Genomic DNA, 18,357 nt, shown 5'->3' on the forward strand with positions numbered 1-18,357 from the left:
TTCCATCGCCGCTACACGACGATGGAAGCTTGGGCGCCTCCGCCCTCAAAAACGTCTAGGACTTTAGGCTTGCCCGCGTCTCGGTGATCGCCAACGCCGCTTTCGCGGCTTCCTGGCCCTTGGTGACGAAATGCGCCCGGTAGATCGCGTTATGGTGGTCGGTTTCCTGGTAGTGATGCGGGGTGAGCGAGACCGAGAGCACCGGCACGCCGCTATCCAGTCCGGCGCGCATCAGCCCATCCACCACCGCCTGGGCGACGAAATCATGCCGGTAGATGCCGCCATCCACCACGAAGGCCGCCGCCACCACCGCCGCGTAGCGGCCGGTCTGTGCCAGATCGCGGGCCAGCAGCGGCATCTCGAAGGCGCCGGGCACGCTGAACACATCCACCTGCGCGGCCGGGATCAGCTCCTGAAAGCCTTTCAGCGCCTGATCGACGATATCGGCATGCCAGGAGGCCTTGATGAAGGCAAAACGCGCAGAACTCATCTGAAAACCTTTCTTGCTCGCGCGGACCATAGGCCGTGGCAATTTATCCGGGCAAGAGCGCGCGGGCGACGGCGCGTTTGACCTTCGGTGCGTCGGGCTTGGTGGCGGAGATGAAGAAATCCAGCAGCTGCCCATCCGGGCCGATCAGATATTTGTAGAAATTCCAGCGCGGCTTCGCCAGGAAGCCTTTCTGCGCCACCACCCAGCGGAAGAAGGGATGCGCCGCCTCCCCGATGGCGTGCTCCTTCGCCATCATCGGGAAATCCACGCCGTAATTGGCCTGGCAGAACTGGCCGATTTCCTCCGCCGCGCCCGGCTCCTGGCCGCCGAAATCATTGCAGGGCACGCCGATCACCGTCAGCCCGCGCAGCCCATATTCCGCCCAGAGCGCCTGCAAGCCCTCATATTGCGGGGTGAAGCCGCATTTGCTGGCGGTGTTGGCCACCAGCACCACGCGCCCCTTCAAGGCCGCCAGCGGATAGGGTTCGCCCCTCAGCGTGCTGAATGAAAACTCATGAGCGCTGGCCATTTTGCGTCCTGCTATCTAAAAACCCGGTCATGTCGAATGAAGCACCGATTCAGGCCCTCATCAACGTGATGGCGGCGCTGCGCGATCCCGAGACCGGCTGTCCCTGGGACAAGGAGCAGGATTTCGCCACCATCGCGCCCTATACGATCGAGGAAGCCTACGAGGTCCGCGCCGCCATCGCGGCGGGCGACCCGGCGCAGCTGCAGGATGAGCTGGGGGATCTGCTGTTTCAGGTGGTCTATCACGCGCAGATGGCGGCCGAGCGCGGCTGGTTCAGCTTCGATGATGTCGCCGCCGGGATCACCGCGAAAATGATCCGCCGCCATCCGCATGTGTTCGGCGAGGAGGCCAGCCGCTCCGCCGCCGCGCAGACCGCCGCCTGGGAGAGCCAGAAAGAGGCCGAGCGCGCCAGCCTCGCCCAGCATGGGGCGCTGGATGGGGTGGCGATGGCCCTGCCCGCGCTCAAGCGCGCCCAAAAACTCACCAGCCGCGCCGCGCGGGTGAAGTTCGACTGGCCGGATGCGAACGCCGTGCTGGAAAAACTGGACGAGGAGATCGCCGAGCTGAAGGCGGAGCTGGCCGAGGCCAAGCCCGCGCGCATCGCCGATGAGCTGGGGGATCTGCTGTTCGTGCTGGTCAATCTCGCCCGCAAGCTCGGCCAGGATGCCGAGGCTTGCCTGGAAGGGGCGAATGAGAAATTCATCCGGCGGTTTTCGCGGGTCGAAGCCTTGCTGGCGCAGTCCGGCAAAACCCCGCGCGATTCGACGTTGGAGGAGATGGAGAGATTTTGGGTCACGGCGAAACAGGAGGGGTTATGAAGACACTGCTCGAAGGGTATGACCGGTTCCGCAGCAATTATTGGCAGGAGCATAAGGACCGCTACACCACCCTGGCGCGCGATGGGCAGTCCCCGCCGGCGATGGTGATCGCCTGTTCGGATAGCCGCGTGGCCCCGGAAGCGATTTTCGACTGCGCCCCGGGCGAGATTTTCGTGGTGCGCAATGTCAGCGCCCTGGTGCCGCCCTACGCGCCGGATGACAAGCAGCACGGCACCTCCGCCGCCCTGGAATTCGCGGTGAACTCGCTGAATGTGCGTTCCATCGTCGTACTCGGCCATAGCCGCTGCGGCGGCATTCGCGCCCTGATGCAGGGCTCGGGCGAAGGCAGCCGGGACTTCGTGGATAGCTGGATGCAGATCGCCACCACCGCGCGCCAGCGCGTCTGCGATGCGCCGGAAAGCCAGGGCGCGGACTTCGACAGCCAGTGCGCCGCCTGCGAGCATGAGGCGATCCGCGTCTCGCTGGCCAATCTGCTGAGCTTCCCCTGGATCAAGGAACGGGTGCTGGATGGCCGCCTGACCCTGGCCGGGCTGCATTTCAATGTCGAGACCGGGCATCTGCAGATGGTCTGAAACCGATCAGGCTGATCTGAAAATTTCATAATGATCGGCAAGGCGCGGCGTTCAGCAATGAACGCCGCGCCTTTTCAATGGATTAGCCTCCGAATCCCAAAAGACAGCGGCGCAGACATGCCCTTGTAAAATTTGTAGCCAAGGTTACATTTTTCACGCGTGCATCGCGGCGCGCTGGATCCTCAAGCATGAGGATCCAGCTTTAAATTCAGCGCGCAATTTCATGCGCTAGGAGTGACCAGGCAGAATGGATGCCGAGACAGATACCGGGCTTAGCCGCCGGACCGAGGCCGAGATCCACGCCGTTCTGGCGGGGCGCCGGCTTGGGCTGCGCACAGCCTTGCTGTTCGCCGGCCCGGCGCTGATCGCCTCCATCGCCTATATGGACCCCGGCAATATCGCCACCAACATCCAGGCCGGCTCCTTCTATGGCTACCGGCTGCTCTGGGTGGTGCTGCTGGCCAATGTCATCGCCATGCTGTTTCAGGCACTCTCCGCCAAGCTGGGGCTGGTGACCGGCCGCAATCTTGCCGAGACCTGCCGCGAGCATCTGCCGCGCAAGCTGATCTATTTCATGTGGGTGGTCAGCGAGGTGGCAGCGATGGCGACCGACCTCGCCGAGTTCCTCGGCGGCGCCATCGGGCTGGCATTGCTGTGCCATCTGCCGCTGCTCGCGGGCATGGGGATCACGGCGGTGCTCACTTACGTGTTTCTGGTTCTCGGCGGGCGCGGCTTCCGGCCGATGGAGCTGATGATCGGCGGGCTGATCCTGGTGATCGCGGCCTGCTATCTGGCGGAATTATTCATCTCCCCAGTGCAATGGGGGCAGGCGGCGCGCGGCGCTGTGCTGCCGATGCTGCCGGATGAGAATGCGCTGACCATCGCGGTGGGGATCATCGGCGCCACCGTGATGCCGCACGCGCTCTATCTGCATTCCAGCCTCACCCAGCACCGCGTCACCCCGCGCGACGATAGCGAGCGCCGGACGCTGCTGCGCTTTTCCAACCGCGAGGTGGTGATCGCGCTGAGCCTGGCGGGGCTGGTGAATATGGCGATGGTGGTGACCGCCGCCGCCGCCTTCCATGCCGGGCATCCGGATGTGGCGGATATCGAAACCGCCTACCACACCCTCACCCCGCTGCTCGGCCCCGCCGCGGCCGGCGTGTTCCTGGTGGCGCTGATGGCCTCGGGCCTCTCCTCCTCGGCGGTGGCGACGATGGCCGGGCAGTCGATCATGCAGGGCTTTGTCACCTTCTCCATTCCGCTCTGGCTGCGCCGGCTGATCACCATGCTGCCGGCCTTCGCCGTGGTCGGGCTGGGGGTGGATGCGACGCGCGCGCTGGTGCTGAGCCAGGTGGTGCTCTCCTTCGCGCTGCCTGTGCCGATGATCGCCCTCGTGGCCTTCACCCGCCGGGTGGATATCATGGGCCGCTTCGCCAATTCCCGGCTGCTGAACGGGCTGGCCGTCGCCGGGGCGGCGTTCATATTGGGGCTGAATATCGTGCTGCTGGTGCAGATGCTGGGCTGATCACCCCATCCGGCCACGGCTGCTCTTATAGGCGCCTTCAACAGCCTGCGGCGGGGCGATTTTCTGCAAGCCCAGCGGGGCCGGCATATCCAGATAGATCCCCTCCATGCCGCCGGTCTTGCGATAGGCCTCGTGCCAGAAACCGGTGCCGGCGGGGTCCTTGATGAAATCGCGCCACCATCCGGCATGCGCGCCGGTGCGGGTGAAGGCTTCCAGACTGTCCATATCCCGCCAATATTGCCGCATGCCGACATGCAGCGCCCCGAACAGCATGAATTCATGCGCCAGCAGCCCATCCGGCTGGGCCGCGACGGCGCGCTGGATCTGCGGGCCGAGCCGTGCCAGCGTGGCAACCCCGCGCAGGCTTCTCACCCGCATGCCGAGATACACCACCACCAGCTCAGGAATCGTCGATAAATCAACCGAAACGCGCTTGGAAGCCATAGCGACCTCGATTATGTTGACAGTGTCAACTGTTTTTCCATGATGGAGTTATCAGTGTCAACCAATTCTCCGGAGAAACGCGAATTGCGGGCAGCGTTGATCACCGCCGGCCGGCAACTGCTGGCAGAGGCGGGGCTGGCAGGGCTGTCGCTGCGGGCGGTGACACGCCAGGCCGGGGTGTCCCCCACCGCCGCCTACCGATATTTCGCGGACCGGGAGCATTTGCTCGCGGCGATTGCGACTTCGGGGGTATGGGAACTCACAGCGGATCTCGAAGCCGCCGACAGGCTGGGGGTGGACAAGCTCCAGGACCAGGCTTGTGCCTATATACGTTTCGCGGTGGCCAATCCGGCTTTGTACCGGCTGATTTTCGGGCCGGAGCGGCTCAGCCATTATCCGGAGCTGGAGAGTGCGCTGGCGGCGGCCTATGGGGTGCTGGCGGCGCGGGTGGCCAAGCAGGCGGCACCGGGCCGGGCGACCGACAAGACGATGGCGTGCTGGTGCCTGGTGCATGGGCTGGCGAGCCTGGCGATTGATTCACGTCTGCCGCCAGATGCCGGGCCGGCGCAGCTGCTGGCGGCGCGGCTGACCGCGACACTGAGTTTGGAAAATTAGCGCAATATGGGTTCAGGTTGACGCGCCAGCGTCATCTTAAACGCGTGAAATGGCTCGCCAAAACATCAATAGAGTGAGTGGCTATAAACCCATCTCGCCTAAACCATAAATGTTTTGGTTCTGTTCCAGATCTTCATTCATCTGGCCATTATGTCGATCCCGAGTCTCTTCGCCTTTTGCCCTTGACGCCACGGGCAAAAGGCGAAACCCTGCAATGATCGAAATAATGCTGATGCTTCAAGACGTTAAAGATATAGGCCTGAAACTTATCTGGGACAGCCCCAATGTTTTTGGGAAGGCGCGTTGCGACAAAGAGCGGCCCCAAAAACGATCATCTATATAATCTCATCCGCCGCTGCGCCGCCCAGATCGCCGCCAGCGTGATCAAGGCCGTCACCACCAGATACAGGGCCGGGCTGCGCGGGCTGCCGGTTTGCGCGATCAGCCAGGTGAAGATGAACGGCGCCGAACCGCCAAACAGAGCGATACCGATTGAATAGCCGGTGGAAAGACCGATCCCGCGGCCCTGGATCGGGAACACCAGCCCCATGAACCCGTTCAGTGGCGCGTTATAGGGCAGCGCCACCAGATTGAAGAGGATCGGCATGCAGAACAAAGCCGCTTCGGTGGGATAATGCTGCAGCAGGGTGAAGGCCGGATAGGCCACCACCGCCATGCCAATGCAGGAGAAGACCATCAGCCCGACATTGCCGGTACGGTCGAACAACCTGGCCAGGAACAACCGCAGCGGGATGATGAGCATCAGAATCAAATACAGGATGAACACCGCCGAGAGCGCCTTGTGCGGCTGCATATGCAGCTGCGTGGTGGCATAGGTGGGCAGATAGAGGCCCAGATAGGTTTGCGCCGTGCCGATCGCCACCAGCCCACCGGCGATGATGATGGCGCCGGGCAGGATCGGGTGCCGGCCAGGATTTTCCACCTGCTGGCGCTTGAAGGACGGCGCATCCTGCAGTCTGCGGCGCAGAATCAGCACCACGACGCCGCCAATCGCTCCCAGCAGGAAGGCGATGCGGAAATTCTGCAGCCCGAAAAACCCTTGCGGATGCAGCGAAAGCAGCCAGGCCACCCCCACCGCCAGCAGGCCGGAGATATTCTGGCTGATGCCCTGGAAGCTCGCCGCATGCGTCTCCGCGCCTTCGGAATGTTCGATCATCAGCGCGGTTGAGCTGCCGAATTCGCCGCCCAGCGCCAGCCCCTGCACCAGCCGCGCCGCCAGGATGCCGAACGGCGCCCACAGGCCGATTTGCGCATGGCCGGGCAGAATGGCCATGAACAAGGAGGCGAGGCTCATCATCGCCACGCAGAGGATCATGCAGAAGGCGCGGCCTTTCACATCGGCCAGCCGCCCGAGGATGATGGCGCCGATCGGCCGGGCGAAGAAGGAGATGCCAAAGGTGCCGAAGGTGAGCAGCAGCCGGGCGGTTTCGCTATGGGCGGGAAAGAAGCTCTGGCCGATCGCCAGGGCGAAATAGCCATAGACCATGAAATCGTAGAATTCGAGCGCATTGCCGGCCGAAGCGGCGGCGATCAGTCTGGCCCGCGACACGCGCCCTTGTTGTGTCATTCACCCACATCTCCTGCTGGTTCAGGCGATTATGGCAAGCGCGCCGCCGCAACGCAAAACGGCGCCCAGAGGGCGCCGTTGCGTCGAGGAAGAGGTGGGGTGTTTTTGAAAAAACACCCCACACCCCCAAAAACTTTTTTAACCTTCGGCCTGCTCGCGCTTGCCCTTGGTGGAGCCAACCTGGTCGGAGATGTCCGCGCCGGTCTCCTGGTCGACCACGCGCATGGAGAGCTTCACCTTGCCGCGATCATCGAAGCCGATGACCTTCACCTTCACCGCATCGCCCTGCTTGACCACATCGGTGGTCTTGGCAACCCGGCCCTGGGCCAGCTCGGAGATATGGACGAGGCCGTCCTTGGCGCCGAGGAAGTTCACGAAGGCGCCGAAATCGGCGGTCTTCACGACCTTGCCATTATAGATCACGCCGACTTCCGGCTCCGCCACGATGCCCTTGATCATGTCGAGGGCCGCCTGGATCTTCTTGTCGTCGGAAGCGGCGATCTTCACCGTGCCGTCATCGCCGATATCCACCTTGGCGCCGGTCTTCTCGACAATGTCGCGGATCACCTTGCCGCCGGTGCCGATCACGTCGCGGATCTTGTCCTTCGGCACGGAGGTGGTGACGATCTTCGGCGCGTTGGCGGAGACGCCGTCGCGATTGCCGGTGATCGCCTTGGCCATCTCGCCGAGGATGTGCAGGCGCCCACCCTTGGCCTGCTCCAGAGCGATCTTCATGATCTCCGGGGTGATCGAGGTGATCTTGATGTCCATCTGCAGGGCGGTGATGCCCTCTTCAGTGCCGGCCACCTTGAAATCCATGTCGCCGAGGTGATCCTCGTCGCCCAGAATGTCGGACAGAACCGCGAAGCCCTTATCTTCCTTGATCAGCCCCATGGCGATGCCCGCCACCGGGGATTTCAGCGGCACGCCGGCATCCATCAGCGACAGCGAGGTGCCGCAGACAGTGGCCATGGAGGAGGAGCCGTTGGATTCGGTGATCTCGGAGACCACGCGCAGCGTGTAGGGGAAGGCTTCCTTGGTCGGCAGCAGCGGATGCACGGCGCGCCAGGCCAGCTTGCCATGGCCGATTTCGCGGCGGCCGGGTGAGCCCATGCGGCCGGTCTCACCGACGGAGAACGGAGGGAAGTTGTAATGGAGCATGAAATGCTCCTTGAACTCGCCCTCGATGGCATCCACCACCTGCTCGTCCTGAGCGGTGCCCAGTGTGGCCACGACCAGCGCCTGGGTCTCGCCACGGGTGAACAGCGCCGAACCATGGGTGCGCGGCAGCACACCAACCTCGGAGAGGATCGGGCGGACGGTCTTGGTGTCGCGGCCATCGATGCGCAGGCCGGTATCCAGGATGGCGTTACGGACGATATCCGCTTCCAGCGCCTTGAACAGCCCCTTGGCGGCCTCGGCGTTCAGCCCTTCCTCGGTCAGCTTGGCGGCGGCCTCTTTCTTGGCGGCGGCCAGCTTCTCGTAACGGACCTGCTTCTGCGTCTCCTTATAGGCCTCGGTGATGGCGGCGCGGGCCAGCGCATCCACGCGCGCCTTCAGGGTCTTGGTCTCCTCGGATTCCTCCGGCAGATCCCACGGCTCCTTGGCGGCGGATTCGGCCAGCTCGATGATCGCCTGGATCACCGGTTGGAAGCTCTGATGGCCGAAGGTGACGGCGCCCAGCATCACCTCTTCGGAGAGCTCGGAGGCCTCGGACTCGACCATCAGCACGCCTTCGGTGGTGCCGGCCAGAACCAGGTCCAGCTTGCTCTCTTCGCGCTCGCTGGTGGTCGGGTTCAGCACATACGCGCCGTTGATGTAGCCAACGCGGGCCGCGCCAACCGGGCCGAAGAACGGAATGCCGGAGAGGGTCAGCGCGGCGGAGGCCGCCACCAGGCCCACCACGTCCGGATCATTGTCCAGATCATGGCTCAGCACGTTCACCACAACCTGCACTTCATTGCGGAAGCCCTCGGGGAAGAGCGGGCGGATCGGGCGGTCGATCAGGCGGGAGACCAGCGTCTCCTTCTCGGTCGGGCGGCCTTCGCGCTTGAAGAAGCCACCGGGAATGCGGCCGGCAGCGTAGAACTTCTCCTGGTAGTTCACGGTCAGCGGGAAGAAATCCTGCCCCGGCTTGGCGGATTTGGCGCCGACCACGGTGGCGAGCACAACAGTGTCGCCATAAGAGGCGACGACAGCGCCATCAGCCTGGCGGGCAACCTTGCCGGTCTCCAGAATCAGGGTCTTGCCACCCCACTCCATCTCTTTGCGGAAGAATTTATCGAACATACACGGACTCCGTCGCGGCGTGCGGAGCAGAGCCCAGGGGGAATCATACGCAGACAGCCGGGTTTTCGGGGCGGCGCCTCGGGCGGCATGGGTCTGGCTGGGGCAAGAAACCCGCAACCACGGACCATGTGGCCGGAAACGCCGCAAGGTTTCAAAACCGGCGACGGCGCGGATCATCCCGATGGCGTTTTTGCCCCGAACGGCCGCAGAAAACGCCGCGCCACCATGGCGCGGCTGCGGTTGTCTAGCCGGTTTTACCCGGCAAGGCTAGCTTGCCCCCTCACCGCCCGCCTTTGGGCCAATGCCACCAGCGTGTAGGAGACCAGCATCAACAGGAACCAGGAGAGCAGCTTCGTGAAGGAAACCATGTGCCAGGCCGCCCTCTGGTCCGGGTAACGCCAGATCTCGGTGAAGGTGCCGATATTCTCCGCGAACCAGATGAACAACGCGACCAGAAAGAAGCCCAGCAGCAGCGGCATCCAGCGCTCACGCCGCCAGGGCCGGTAATAAACCCGGGTGCGGCCGAACAGCAGAATGGCGGCGAGCAGCAGCAGATAGCGAGCATCCGGCAGATCATGATCGGTGAAAAAATTCACATAGATAGCCAGCGCCAGGGCGCATAAGGCGGGCAGATTCGGGTGATGGGTGAAACGAAGGCTGAGCAGCCGCCAGGTCCGGAACAGATAAGACCCGATGGCGGCATATATGAAGCCGGTGAACAGCGGCACGCCGCCCAGGTGGAAATGCGTCGGCTCGGGATAGGTCCAGGCGCCGATGGCGGTTTTGAAGATTTCCATGACCATGCCGGTGATGTGAAACACCAGAATCACCCGCGCCTCGGCCCAGCTTTCCAGCCGGAAGCGCAGCATTCCGGCCTGGATGGCCAGGGCGGCGAGGAAGAGAAAATCCAGCCGGGTAAGCAGCGCGTGGGTGGGATATAGAAACCGGGTGAGGATCGCCAGCGCCAGCAGCAGCCCGCCGAACAGGCAGGCCCAGCCCTGCTTGATGCCAAAGCGTAGAAACTCATACGCGAAGCGGGCAACTGGCCCGCGCGCGGCCATGTCATCGCCGAGCCGCGCTTCCCAGCCGATCGCCCCGCGCAGGACCGGCCAGAGCGCGGCCTGGCTTTCAGGCCGGGTCATGCCAGCCCGTCAGCACGGTTTGCGGCGACAGGCGCCGAGAAATGTCCGGGGTGGTGACAACCTCATTGCCCCCACCCCGAACATTTTCGCCGCTTTTTTGAAAAAGCGGCCCCAAAAAACTTTTGCAATCTTTAGCTTTAGCTCTTGCGCGCCAAAGGCGCGACGAATTGCGGCTCGGTATCCCACGGAAACAAAATCCAGGTATCCTGGCTGACCTCGGTGATGAACGTATCCACCGTCGGCTTGCCGGCGGGCTTGGCATAGACCGTGGCGAAATGCGCCTTGGGCAGCAGCGCGCGCACATGCCGGGCGGTGGTGCCGCTATCGACCAGATCGTCGATGATCAGCCAGCCCTCGCCATCGCCCGCCGCCGGGGCCGGCTTGGTGACATGCGGCTCGCCGCGAGTCTCGTCGTCATAGGTGACGACGCAGATACATTCGATCAGCCGGCAATCCAGTTCGCGGGCGATGATCGCGGCCGGGATCAGCCCGCCGCGCGTGACCGCCACAATGCCCTTCCACGGCCCCGCCGCATGCAAACGCCAGGAAAGCGCCTTGGCGTCACGGTGTAGCTGGTCCCAGGTGACGGTGAAATAATGCTGTGCCATGGCGGTTGCCCTTAATGAAGCGTAACGGCAGGAGCAAGATCATACGGGGCTGAGCTGGGTTTCGATCAGCTCCGCGATGTGAGCGGCCGCGTGGCAATAGACCAGCCGGTCGAAATGCAGGATGTCGGGATAAACCGCGTCCGGCGGCGCGAACTCCCATGGATCGACGAAATGCGCGTCGGGCGCCATGGCCTGCAGCCAGCCATTCATCCGGGCGGCGCTGGGCCTTGGATGCGCGGGCTCATCCGCCCGGTGGCGCCATCGGCTGGGGGCGAGCAGGAACACCACCACCGCCCCCTGGCGCCGTGCCGCCGCCATCAGCCGGTGAATGACCGGCTCCAACAGATACTCAAATAGCGGGCCGACACACCAATAATCCCGCCGCAATGTCTCCCACGCCTCATAATGCGCGGGCTCGGTCATGATGTCGCGCATCGCCTCGGGCGAAAACCGCGTCAGGTCCTGGGTCGCGCGGGCATCGCCCTGGGCGGCGAAGGGCAGCGTCAAAGGCAGTGTCTTGTGTTTGTAGAGCTGCATGAAATCATCGACCCAGAGGGAGAAGACCCAGGCCTCGCGTGTACCCGGCCGGGGGTCGCTCAAGGCCGAGCGCCAATCCGCCGCCTCATGGCCGAGCGCTTCCAGCGCCGCGCGTATCTCGCCTTCAGGAGGTGACAGCGCGTGGTCCAGGAACATCGAATGCTCAATCCGAAAGGCCCGGTTGCCCCGCGCCGCCGCCAGCTCTTCGCTCACCTCATCGGCCAGCGGGCGCAGATAATGCGCCAGCGCCTGCATCTCACAGCCGCCGCGTAACACCAGCCTGTCCACCAATATAGGCCCGCGCGCCGGGGTGAAGCTGGAGGACGCGTCGAGCGTGATCCAGTCAATCTCGGTGGCGCGGAACGGATCCCCCGCCACCTCGCCGACGATCTCCAGCGCCGGGCTGGCGATATGCCGATAAATGAAGGCCTCCACCCCCAGATTGAGGACACGGCAGGAAAAACAGAACTGCGTCAGCGTGCGCTGGCCAAAGAACATCTTGCCGCAATAAAACCCGGCAAACCCATAATCGCCGTAATCGTCGATCACCCGCACCAGCCCGGCAAACACATCCGCGCGCGCCAGCGTGGCACGCAGCTGCGCGCGCGCCGCCTCCGGGTCTTCCGGCAGCCTGGATTTGGTGAAATTCAGCTGGTTGGTCCGGTTGATCAGCTCGATCGCGCGATCCAGATGCGGCTCCACATCGTGCTCAATGCTCACCCGCACATGGCTCGCGCGCAGGAAGGCCAGATGCCCATCCTTGGTGGCGCTGAACGCCTGTTGGCGCGCCATCAGCTGGCGATATTGAGCCAGGCGTGTATGCGCCGGGTCCGGCTTGCCGGCCAGGCGGGGGTCATCCAGCAAGCCAGCAACAATCTCCGCCCCAGCGGTCTGCAGGCCGGGCACGTGGAACCGCGCCTCGGCCAGATTGGCCGGCTCGTCATCGATGAACAGGATGGTTTCCGGCCGTAGCTGCACCGCCTCCACCAGGGCGGCCAGGCGCGCGCCCTTTGGCGTCCAGTCGATGCTGGGGAAGATGAAATGCTCCCAGACCCCCTGCCCCTGCAGCGTGGCTCTGGCGGCCTCCAGATCGTTCTTCGAACAGATGCTGTTCATGATGCCGCGCCCCACCAGCGTGGCCAGTATCACTGGCCATTCCGGCCGGGGGCTTATCCCGTCTTCGGCCAGCGTGCCATGCCAGCCGACCCCATCCAGGTCCCAGATCACCAGCCGCACCTCCGGCACGGGCAAAGCCATGGGCACGGGCGTGTCGCCGAACAGGATCTGACGGAGTTCGAGCACGCGAGACACCTCCCTGCCTTTAGCGCATCAAGCTTTTAGCTTGATGCGCTCACTTTTGCTTTTGCGAGCAATTTTATGTGGTTATCTTGACGCTCCCGCGTCAACCTAAACACTATTGCTCTACCAGCGCGCGCCGCGGGCAATGGCTGAACCCTACAAGCCGGCCAAAACGGCGTCTACGATCCCGCTCGCGTCAGACCGTGAATTGCTCGGTGATGATGCGCTCCGAAAGCGCCCGGTCCGGGTCGAACAGCACCGTGGCACCCACGCTGCGATCCTCATGCACCGCCACAGAAATCACATCCCGCACCTCGGTGAAATCCGCCACCGCCGCCACAGGGCGTTTTTCCGGCTCCAGCACTTCGAACAGCACATCCACCGTGGCCGGCAGCAGCGCGCCGCGCCAGCGCCTGGGGCGGAAGGCGGAGATGGGTGTCAGCGGCAGCAGGTTGGCCGAAAGCGGGACGATCGGCCCATGCGCGGAGAGGTTATAGGCGGTGGAGCCGGCGGGGGTGGAGATCAGCACCCCATCGCAGATCAGCTCCGCCAGGCGCTCGCGCTGATCCACCGAGATGCGGATTTTCGCCGCCTGGCGCCCCTGGCGCAGCAGCGAAACCTCGTTCAGCGCCATCGCTTCTTCCACCACGCCGGAGGCGGTGACGGCATGCATGCGCAAGGGATGCAGCACCGAAGGCAGCGCCCGGCCGATGCGCGCCGCCAGATCATCCTCGTGATATTCGTTCATCATGAAGCCGACCGAGCCGCAATTCATGCCATAGACCGGCATGGAGCTGCCCAGCACCTGATGCAGGCATTCCAGCATCAGCCCGTCCCCGCCCAGCGCCACGATGACATCGGCCGCTTTCACCTCATGGTCGCCATAGAGCCCTTGCAGCCGCGCGCGCGCGGCCCGGGCCCCCTCCGTCTGCGCGGCGATGAAAGCGAGCTTCATGCGAGCTTGCGATGCGCGAGCACGGGCATGTTGGCGCGGGTGCGCGCGGTCAGCTCACGGTCGATCCGCGCGCTGGCAAAGCCCAGCCCGTCGGAGGCTTTGGCGACGACATGCCCCCAGGGATCGATGATCATCGAGTGGCCATAAGTATAACGCGCCTCGCCACCGGCATCGTGATGCACGCCGGTACAGGCGGCGGCGACGACCCAGCATTGGGTCTCGATCGCCCGGGCGCGCAGCAGCACCTCCCAATGGTCCTTGCCGGTCTGCAAGGTGAAGGCGGCGGGCAGCAGGATGATTTCCGCCCCCTGGCGGCGCAGCGCCAGGAACAATTCGGCAAAGCGCAGATCATAGCAGATCGCGACGCCGATCCTCACACCCTGCATCTCGAAGGTGACGACCTCCTCGCCGGCGCCGTAGGTGGCGCTCTCCCGGTAGCCCTCGCCATTCGGGGTGACGATGTCGAACAGATGGATCTTGCGGTAGCGGGCCAGCTCCTCGCCTTGGGGGTTGAACACCAGCGAGGTGTTGAAAAGCTTTTCCCCGGCCAACTCGCCGATCGAGCCGCCATGCACATGGATGTTGTTCTCCACCGCCATGGCCCGCAGGAATTCATAAGCCTCGCCCCCCTGCCCGCCTGGGGCCGGGAGCGGCTCGGCAGCGGCGAATTTCTGCGCCCGGTCGCCGCCCAGGCAGGTCCAGATCTCCGGCAGCACCACCAGATCCGGCTGCTCCGCCGCCATTGCCGCCTCGATCAAGGCGCGGGCCTGGGCGATGTTCTGCGCCTTATCCGCCTGCGGCGACATTTGAATGACGGCTATGCGCATGCCAGAGTCCTTTTTGGTCACGAGGGTCATGTTCGCCAGTTCCGCCGCAATTTCAAGTGCGCGCCAGGTTCAGGGCGCCGTGTAGAGGCTCACCCCATCCACCTGCCGCGCTGGCCAGCCCCAGCCGGCAATGCCGGCCGCCAGCCGTGGATCGGTGCCGGGCACAACGATGACATCCTGCACGCCGCTGGCCAGGGCGTAGGCTTTCAGATCATCCAGCGTGTCCGGGCCAATGCTGCCGAAAAACAGCTTCATCAGCACCGTGCCCTGCTGCACCCGGGCGGGCGGGAACACCAGATAGCCGCCGATCTGGGAAAAGCTGAAACCGCTGGTGGTCTGCCAGTACATTGACGGGCTGAAGATCCCCCAGGGCAGGATCAGCACCCGCCGGTCCGGGCCAAGCGCCTTGGCGATTTCAGCCTTGGTGAAGAAAGGCTGGGCGGGGATCGCCTCCACCGGCGCCGGGGCAGGCCATAGGCAGGCCACCGCCAGCGCCGCCGCCAGCCAGCGCCCACGTGTGGGGGCGTGAGCCAGCCAGAGCGAGGCGAAGATGCCCGCCAGCAGAAACACATAAATCATCAGCCGCGCCGGCAGCGCATTGCCGATCAACGGCAGCTTCGTCATCAGCAGCCAGGGCAGAGGCAGGCCGGTCGGCCGCCCGGCCACCACCAGCCCCGGCCCCAGCGCGGCCAGCAGCACGCCCAGAAACAGCAGCCCCGCGAAGCGATGCGCCCCGCGCAGATACCGCCAGAGCATGAAGATCAGCGGCAGGCCGAGATAGGCGCCGATCTCCCCGGAATAGCCGGCGAAATGCCGGCTGACCGGCGCAAACAGCGCCCCCCCGAGCCAGGTGGAGGGGGTGGGGATGAAAAAATTCAGCGGATCGGCGACGACGTAAAAGGGCCAGAGCGGCGGCAGCTTCATGTCGTGCGGGCGGGTGAACATCGCCAGAAGCAAGGGCGAGACCAGCAGCAGCACCACAGGGGCCGCCAACGCGATATCGGCTGCCAGCACGCGCAGGCGCGGCCGCAAGCCCGGCAGCGTCAGCCAGGCCAGGGCCCAGCCATAGGCACTGATGACGATGCAGGTGGCGAACAGCTCCAGCGAAACCCCGGCCTGGGCCGCCAGCAGCACGGCCAGCAGCGCCACCGTCCAGCCCCGCCCCAAACCGCCATCCAGGCGCTTGCACCCGACCAGCGCCAGCAGCGGCAGCAGCAGGCACCATTCCAGATTCAGATGCTGGTTCATATGCGCGGCGGCGAAGCTGGAGAACCCGAAGATCCAGCCGCCGAGCAAGGCCGGCCCAGGCCTGCGGCAGAGATACAGGCACAGCGCATAAGCGCTCAGCGCCGCGCTCACCGGAGCGGCCAACATCAGCGCGTTATAGGCGCCAAGCGGCCCCAGTGTCGCGGTCAGCGGATAGCCTAGCAGCGCCAGCAGCGGCACGCTCGTTGTCCAGCCGAGATTGAGCCCGCCCGGCTGCCAGAGCAGATGGGTATAAAGCGGATCGAGATGATGGCTCAGCGCGTAAGGCCACCAAGCCAGGAACCAGGTATAGATGAACGGATCGGTGCCGGTGCCGAGCAGCGCGCGGCGCAGATCCGTGCCGTGCCAGGAGATGATCAGCGCGCTGGCGAGATAGGCGGCCAGAGCCAGGGCGTGCCAAGCCCAGCGCGTCCGCCCCCTGCCCTCGCCGATGGTCCTCAGAACGCCTCAGCCACGCGGCAGATCCAGCCCGGCGGCGCGGATGCGCGCGGCTTCCTCGTCCCAGCCCGGCCGTTCGACCACGCGCAGGAACAGATCCACCTTCACCTCCATCAGCCGTTCCAGCTCCTGGCGCGCACGGCTGCCGATCTCCTTGATCCGGGTGCCCTTGGCGCCGATCAGGATCGCCTTATGCCCCTCGCGGGCGACATAGATCACCGCATCGATGCGGATCGAGCCGTTGCGCTGCTCCTTGAAGCTCTCAGTCTCCACCGTGGCGCCGTAGGGCACCTCGTCGCGGGTCTGCAGGAAAATCTGCTCGCGCACGATCTCGGCCGCGAGCTGGCGGTCCGGCAGGTCCGTCATCTCATCCTCGGGATAGAGATACGGGCTCTCTGGCATCTGCGCCACGCAATAATCCAATAGCGCCTCGATGCCATCGCCGCTCTGCGCGGAGATCATGAAGACCTCCTCGAACTTCGCCATCGCCGCCGCCGCCTGCGCCATCGGCAGCAACTCCTGGCGGTCGATCAGATCGATCTTGTTGAGCACCAGCGACAGGCGCGCGCCGGTCTCGGCCAGCTTGGCGGCGATGTCGCGCACGCCTTCGGTGAGGCCATGCTTGGCATCCACCAGCAGGAAGCGCAGATCCGCCTCGCCGGCGCCGTTCCAGGCGGCTTCCACCATCGCCTTGTCCAGCCGGCGCTTGGGCGCGAAAATGCCCGGCGTATCGACGAAGATCAGCTGCGTCTCGTCACGCACCAAGATGCCCAGCACCCGCGCCCGGGTGGTCTGCGCCTTCGGGCTGACGATGGACACCTTCGCCCCGGTCAGCCGGTTGAGAAGGGTGGATTTGCCGGCATTGGGGGCGCCGATGAGCGCGATGAAGCCGCATTTGGTCATTTTGGTAACTGTCCTAATAAAAGCCGCGCCGCCTCTTGTTCGGCGGCGCGCTTGGCGCCCGCTTGCGCGGTGGCGCTTTCAACGCCCACACTCACCCGTACCACGAAAAGCGGCGCGTGCGAGGGGCCGGATTGCTCCAGCGTTTCGTAAAGCGGCAAAATCTGGCCGCGCTTGAGCGCCCATTCCTGCAGCGCGGTCTTCGGGTCCTTTGGCGGGGCGGCCTGCGCCTCCACGACATCTTCCAGCACGCGATGCACAAAGGCGCGCGCGGCTTCCAGCCCGGCATCGAGATAGAGCGCGCCGATCATCGCCTCCACCGCATCCGCCAGCACGTTCGGCTGGGTGCTCACCCCGCGCTTGGCCTCGCCCGGTGCCACATTGAGCATGGCGCCGACATTATGCGCCTCCGCCACCGCCGCCAGCGCCGGTTTGGAGACTAAAGCCGCCAGGCGCGGGCCGAGCTTGCCCTCCTGCTCATTGGGAAAGCGCTCGCTCAGCCATTCCGCGACGATCAGCCCCAGCACCCGGTCGCCGATGAATTCCAGCCGCTCATTCGAGCCAACCCCCTTCGCCCCGGCGGCGGAGCGATGGGTCAGCGCCTCGCTCAGCAGCGCGGGCCGGGAGAACTCATGTCCCAGAAAGGCGGCGGCGATTTCCGTGCGGGTCACTTGATGCCGTGCAGCATCCGGCCCCAGCGGATCTCAAACGGCCATTGCCAGATCTGCCAGAACGGGTGCCGCAAATCGATGGAGAAGAAAATGATCTCCGCCGGGCCGATGACATTCTCCACCGGCACATAGCCGACCGGCCCGTCCATGAAGCGCGAATCCTCGGAATTATCCCGGTTATCGCCCATCATGAAGAGATCGCCCGGCGGCACGGTATAGAGCGGGGTGTTATTGGGATCGACCCCGCCTTCATTCTCCGGCGCGTTGGTCACTTTCAGGATGGCATGGGTAACGCCGCCCGGCAGGGTTTCCTGGTAATCCTTGGTCACCACCGGCGCGCCCGAGGAGGTGTCGGTATAATCACCGACAAAGGTCCGCGGCACCTCCTTGCCGTTGATATAGAGCTGCCCGGCGATCATCTGCACCGTATCGCCGGGCAGGCCGATCACGCGCTTGATGTAATCCTCATCCGGGGCGCCGGGCGGGCGGAACACCACCACGGTGCCGCGCTTGGGCATCCGCCCGAAGATCCGGCCCTTGAACCAGTCCGGCGCGAAGGGCAGCGAATAATGCGAGTAGCCATAGGCGAATTTATCGACGACCAGATAGTCGCCGACCAGCAGCGTCGGCACCATCGAGCCGGAGGGGATGTAAAAAGGTTCGAACAGGAAGGTGTGGATGCCCACCGCGATCAACCCGGCATAGACGACCGTTTTGATGAATTCGCCCAGACCGCCTGATTCTTTGCCGCGCCGTGCCATGAAACCCTTTTCCCGCAAGATTGGCGCTTCAAACAAGCGGCAGGCCGCTTGTCAAGAAA

18 protein-coding genes are annotated in these 18,357 nt (G+C 64.5%); 4 read left to right on the forward strand and 14 right to left on the reverse strand.

The window, feature by feature from the left end; all coding sequences use genetic code 11:
* Nucleotides 1-55: 55 nt before the first annotated feature.
* Both T331_RS0101715 and T331_RS0101720 read right to left on the reverse strand, forming a co-directional pair.
* Nucleotides 56-490 carry a 6,7-dimethyl-8-ribityllumazine synthase gene (locus tag T331_RS0101715; RefSeq protein WP_008493122.1) on the reverse strand — a complete coding sequence of 145 codons (435 nt, stop codon included), beginning with the start codon at nucleotides 488-490 and terminating at the stop codon, nucleotides 56-58.
* A gap of 43 nt (nucleotides 491-533) precedes the next feature.
* Nucleotides 534-1,019 (reverse strand): glutathione peroxidase, encoded by a 486-nt coding sequence (locus tag T331_RS0101720; protein ID WP_026438788.1) that lies wholly within the window; start codon nucleotides 1,017-1,019, stop codon nucleotides 534-536.
* 29 nt (nucleotides 1,020-1,048) lie between these two features.
* Between T331_RS0101720 and mazG the strand changes: the two genes are divergently transcribed.
* The 3 genes from mazG to T331_RS0101735 all read left to right on the forward strand — a co-directional run bounded on the left by mazG (nucleotide 1,049) and on the right by T331_RS0101735 (nucleotide 3,958).
* Nucleotides 1,049-1,837, forward strand: a complete 789-nt coding sequence (gene mazG / locus T331_RS0101725) for a nucleoside triphosphate pyrophosphohydrolase (protein WP_026438789.1) — start codon at nucleotides 1,049-1,051, stop codon at nucleotides 1,835-1,837.
* Complete coding sequence (locus T331_RS0101730; RefSeq protein WP_008493125.1) at nucleotides 1,834-2,430, forward strand: carbonic anhydrase; 597 nt, start codon at nucleotides 1,834-1,836, stop codon at nucleotides 2,428-2,430. The genes mazG and T331_RS0101730 overlap by 4 nt, the downstream gene beginning before the upstream one ends.
* Nucleotides 2,431-2,677: 247 nt before the next feature.
* Nucleotides 2,678-3,958, forward strand: coding sequence for an Nramp family divalent metal transporter (locus T331_RS0101735; protein ID WP_026438790.1), 1,281 nt, complete (start codon nucleotides 2,678-2,680; stop codon nucleotides 3,956-3,958).
* On the opposite strand, the gene T331_RS0101740 is transcribed toward T331_RS0101735, so the two are convergent.
* Complete coding sequence (locus tag T331_RS0101740) at nucleotides 3,959-4,402, reverse strand: monooxygenase family protein (RefSeq protein ID WP_026438791.1); 444 nt, start codon at nucleotides 4,400-4,402, stop codon at nucleotides 3,959-3,961.
* Between the two features lie 54 nt (nucleotides 4,403-4,456).
* On the opposite strand from T331_RS0101740, the gene T331_RS16995 reads away from it, so the two are divergent.
* Nucleotides 4,457-5,017 (forward strand): TetR/AcrR family transcriptional regulator, encoded by a 561-nt coding sequence (locus T331_RS16995; RefSeq protein WP_162173871.1) that lies wholly within the window; start codon nucleotides 4,457-4,459, stop codon nucleotides 5,015-5,017.
* A gap of 331 nt (nucleotides 5,018-5,348) precedes the next feature.
* On the opposite strand, the gene T331_RS17000 is transcribed toward T331_RS16995, so the two are convergent.
* From T331_RS17000 to lepB, 11 genes are all read right to left on the reverse strand, one after another.
* Nucleotides 5,349-6,605, reverse strand: coding sequence for an MFS transporter (locus T331_RS17000; protein ID WP_035178747.1), 1,257 nt, complete (start codon nucleotides 6,603-6,605; stop codon nucleotides 5,349-5,351).
* A gap of 138 nt (nucleotides 6,606-6,743) precedes the next feature.
* Nucleotides 6,744-8,894, reverse strand: a complete 2,151-nt coding sequence (pnp, locus tag T331_RS0101755; RefSeq protein ID WP_008493131.1) for a polyribonucleotide nucleotidyltransferase — start codon at nucleotides 8,892-8,894, stop codon at nucleotides 6,744-6,746.
* Between the two features lie 254 nt (nucleotides 8,895-9,148).
* The gene (locus T331_RS0101760) at nucleotides 9,149-10,036 is read right to left on the reverse strand and encodes a DUF817 domain-containing protein (RefSeq protein WP_026438792.1); all 888 of its coding nucleotides are present in this window, start codon (nucleotides 10,034-10,036) and stop codon (nucleotides 9,149-9,151) included.
* Nucleotides 10,037-10,173: 137 nt separating this feature from the next.
* Entirely contained in the window at nucleotides 10,174-10,644 is a 471-nt protein-coding gene (gene gpt / locus T331_RS0101770; RefSeq protein ID WP_008493133.1) for a xanthine phosphoribosyltransferase, read from the reverse strand.
* Between the two features lie 39 nt (nucleotides 10,645-10,683).
* Nucleotides 10,684-12,483, reverse strand: a complete 1,800-nt coding sequence (locus T331_RS18985) for a hypothetical protein (protein ID WP_051622008.1) — start codon at nucleotides 12,481-12,483, stop codon at nucleotides 10,684-10,686.
* Between the two features lie 193 nt (nucleotides 12,484-12,676).
* Entirely contained in the window at nucleotides 12,677-13,435 is a 759-nt protein-coding gene (locus T331_RS0101780) for an NAD kinase (protein ID WP_026438793.1), read from the reverse strand.
* Complete coding sequence (locus T331_RS0101785) at nucleotides 13,432-14,262, reverse strand: carbon-nitrogen hydrolase family protein (protein WP_026438794.1); 831 nt, start codon at nucleotides 14,260-14,262, stop codon at nucleotides 13,432-13,434. The genes T331_RS0101780 and T331_RS0101785 overlap by 4 nt, the downstream gene beginning before the upstream one ends.
* Nucleotides 14,263-14,331: 69 nt before the next feature.
* Nucleotides 14,332-15,708 carry a hypothetical protein gene (locus T331_RS0101790; protein ID WP_026438795.1) on the reverse strand — a complete coding sequence of 459 codons (1,377 nt, stop codon included), beginning with the start codon at nucleotides 15,706-15,708 and terminating at the stop codon, nucleotides 14,332-14,334.
* Between the two features lie 267 nt (nucleotides 15,709-15,975).
* Nucleotides 15,976-16,869: a GTPase Era gene (gene era, locus T331_RS0101795; RefSeq protein ID WP_008493141.1), complete on the reverse strand. Its 894-nt coding sequence runs from the start codon at nucleotides 16,867-16,869 to the stop codon at nucleotides 15,976-15,978.
* A complete protein-coding gene (gene rnc, locus T331_RS0101800) occupies nucleotides 16,866-17,537 on the reverse strand; it encodes a ribonuclease III (RefSeq protein WP_008493142.1) in 672 nt (223 codons plus the stop codon). Before rnc ends, era begins: the two co-directional genes overlap by 4 nt.
* Nucleotides 17,534-18,298 (reverse strand): signal peptidase I, encoded by a 765-nt coding sequence (gene lepB / locus T331_RS0101805; protein ID WP_008493143.1) that lies wholly within the window; start codon nucleotides 18,296-18,298, stop codon nucleotides 17,534-17,536. The genes rnc and lepB overlap by 4 nt, the downstream gene beginning before the upstream one ends.
* Nucleotides 18,299-18,357 lie beyond the last annotated feature (59 nt).

It is taken from the genome of Acidocella facilis ATCC 35904 (assembly GCF_000687875.1).
GTDB classification, from domain to species: domain Bacteria; phylum Pseudomonadota; class Alphaproteobacteria; order Acetobacterales; family Acetobacteraceae; genus Acidocella; species Acidocella facilis.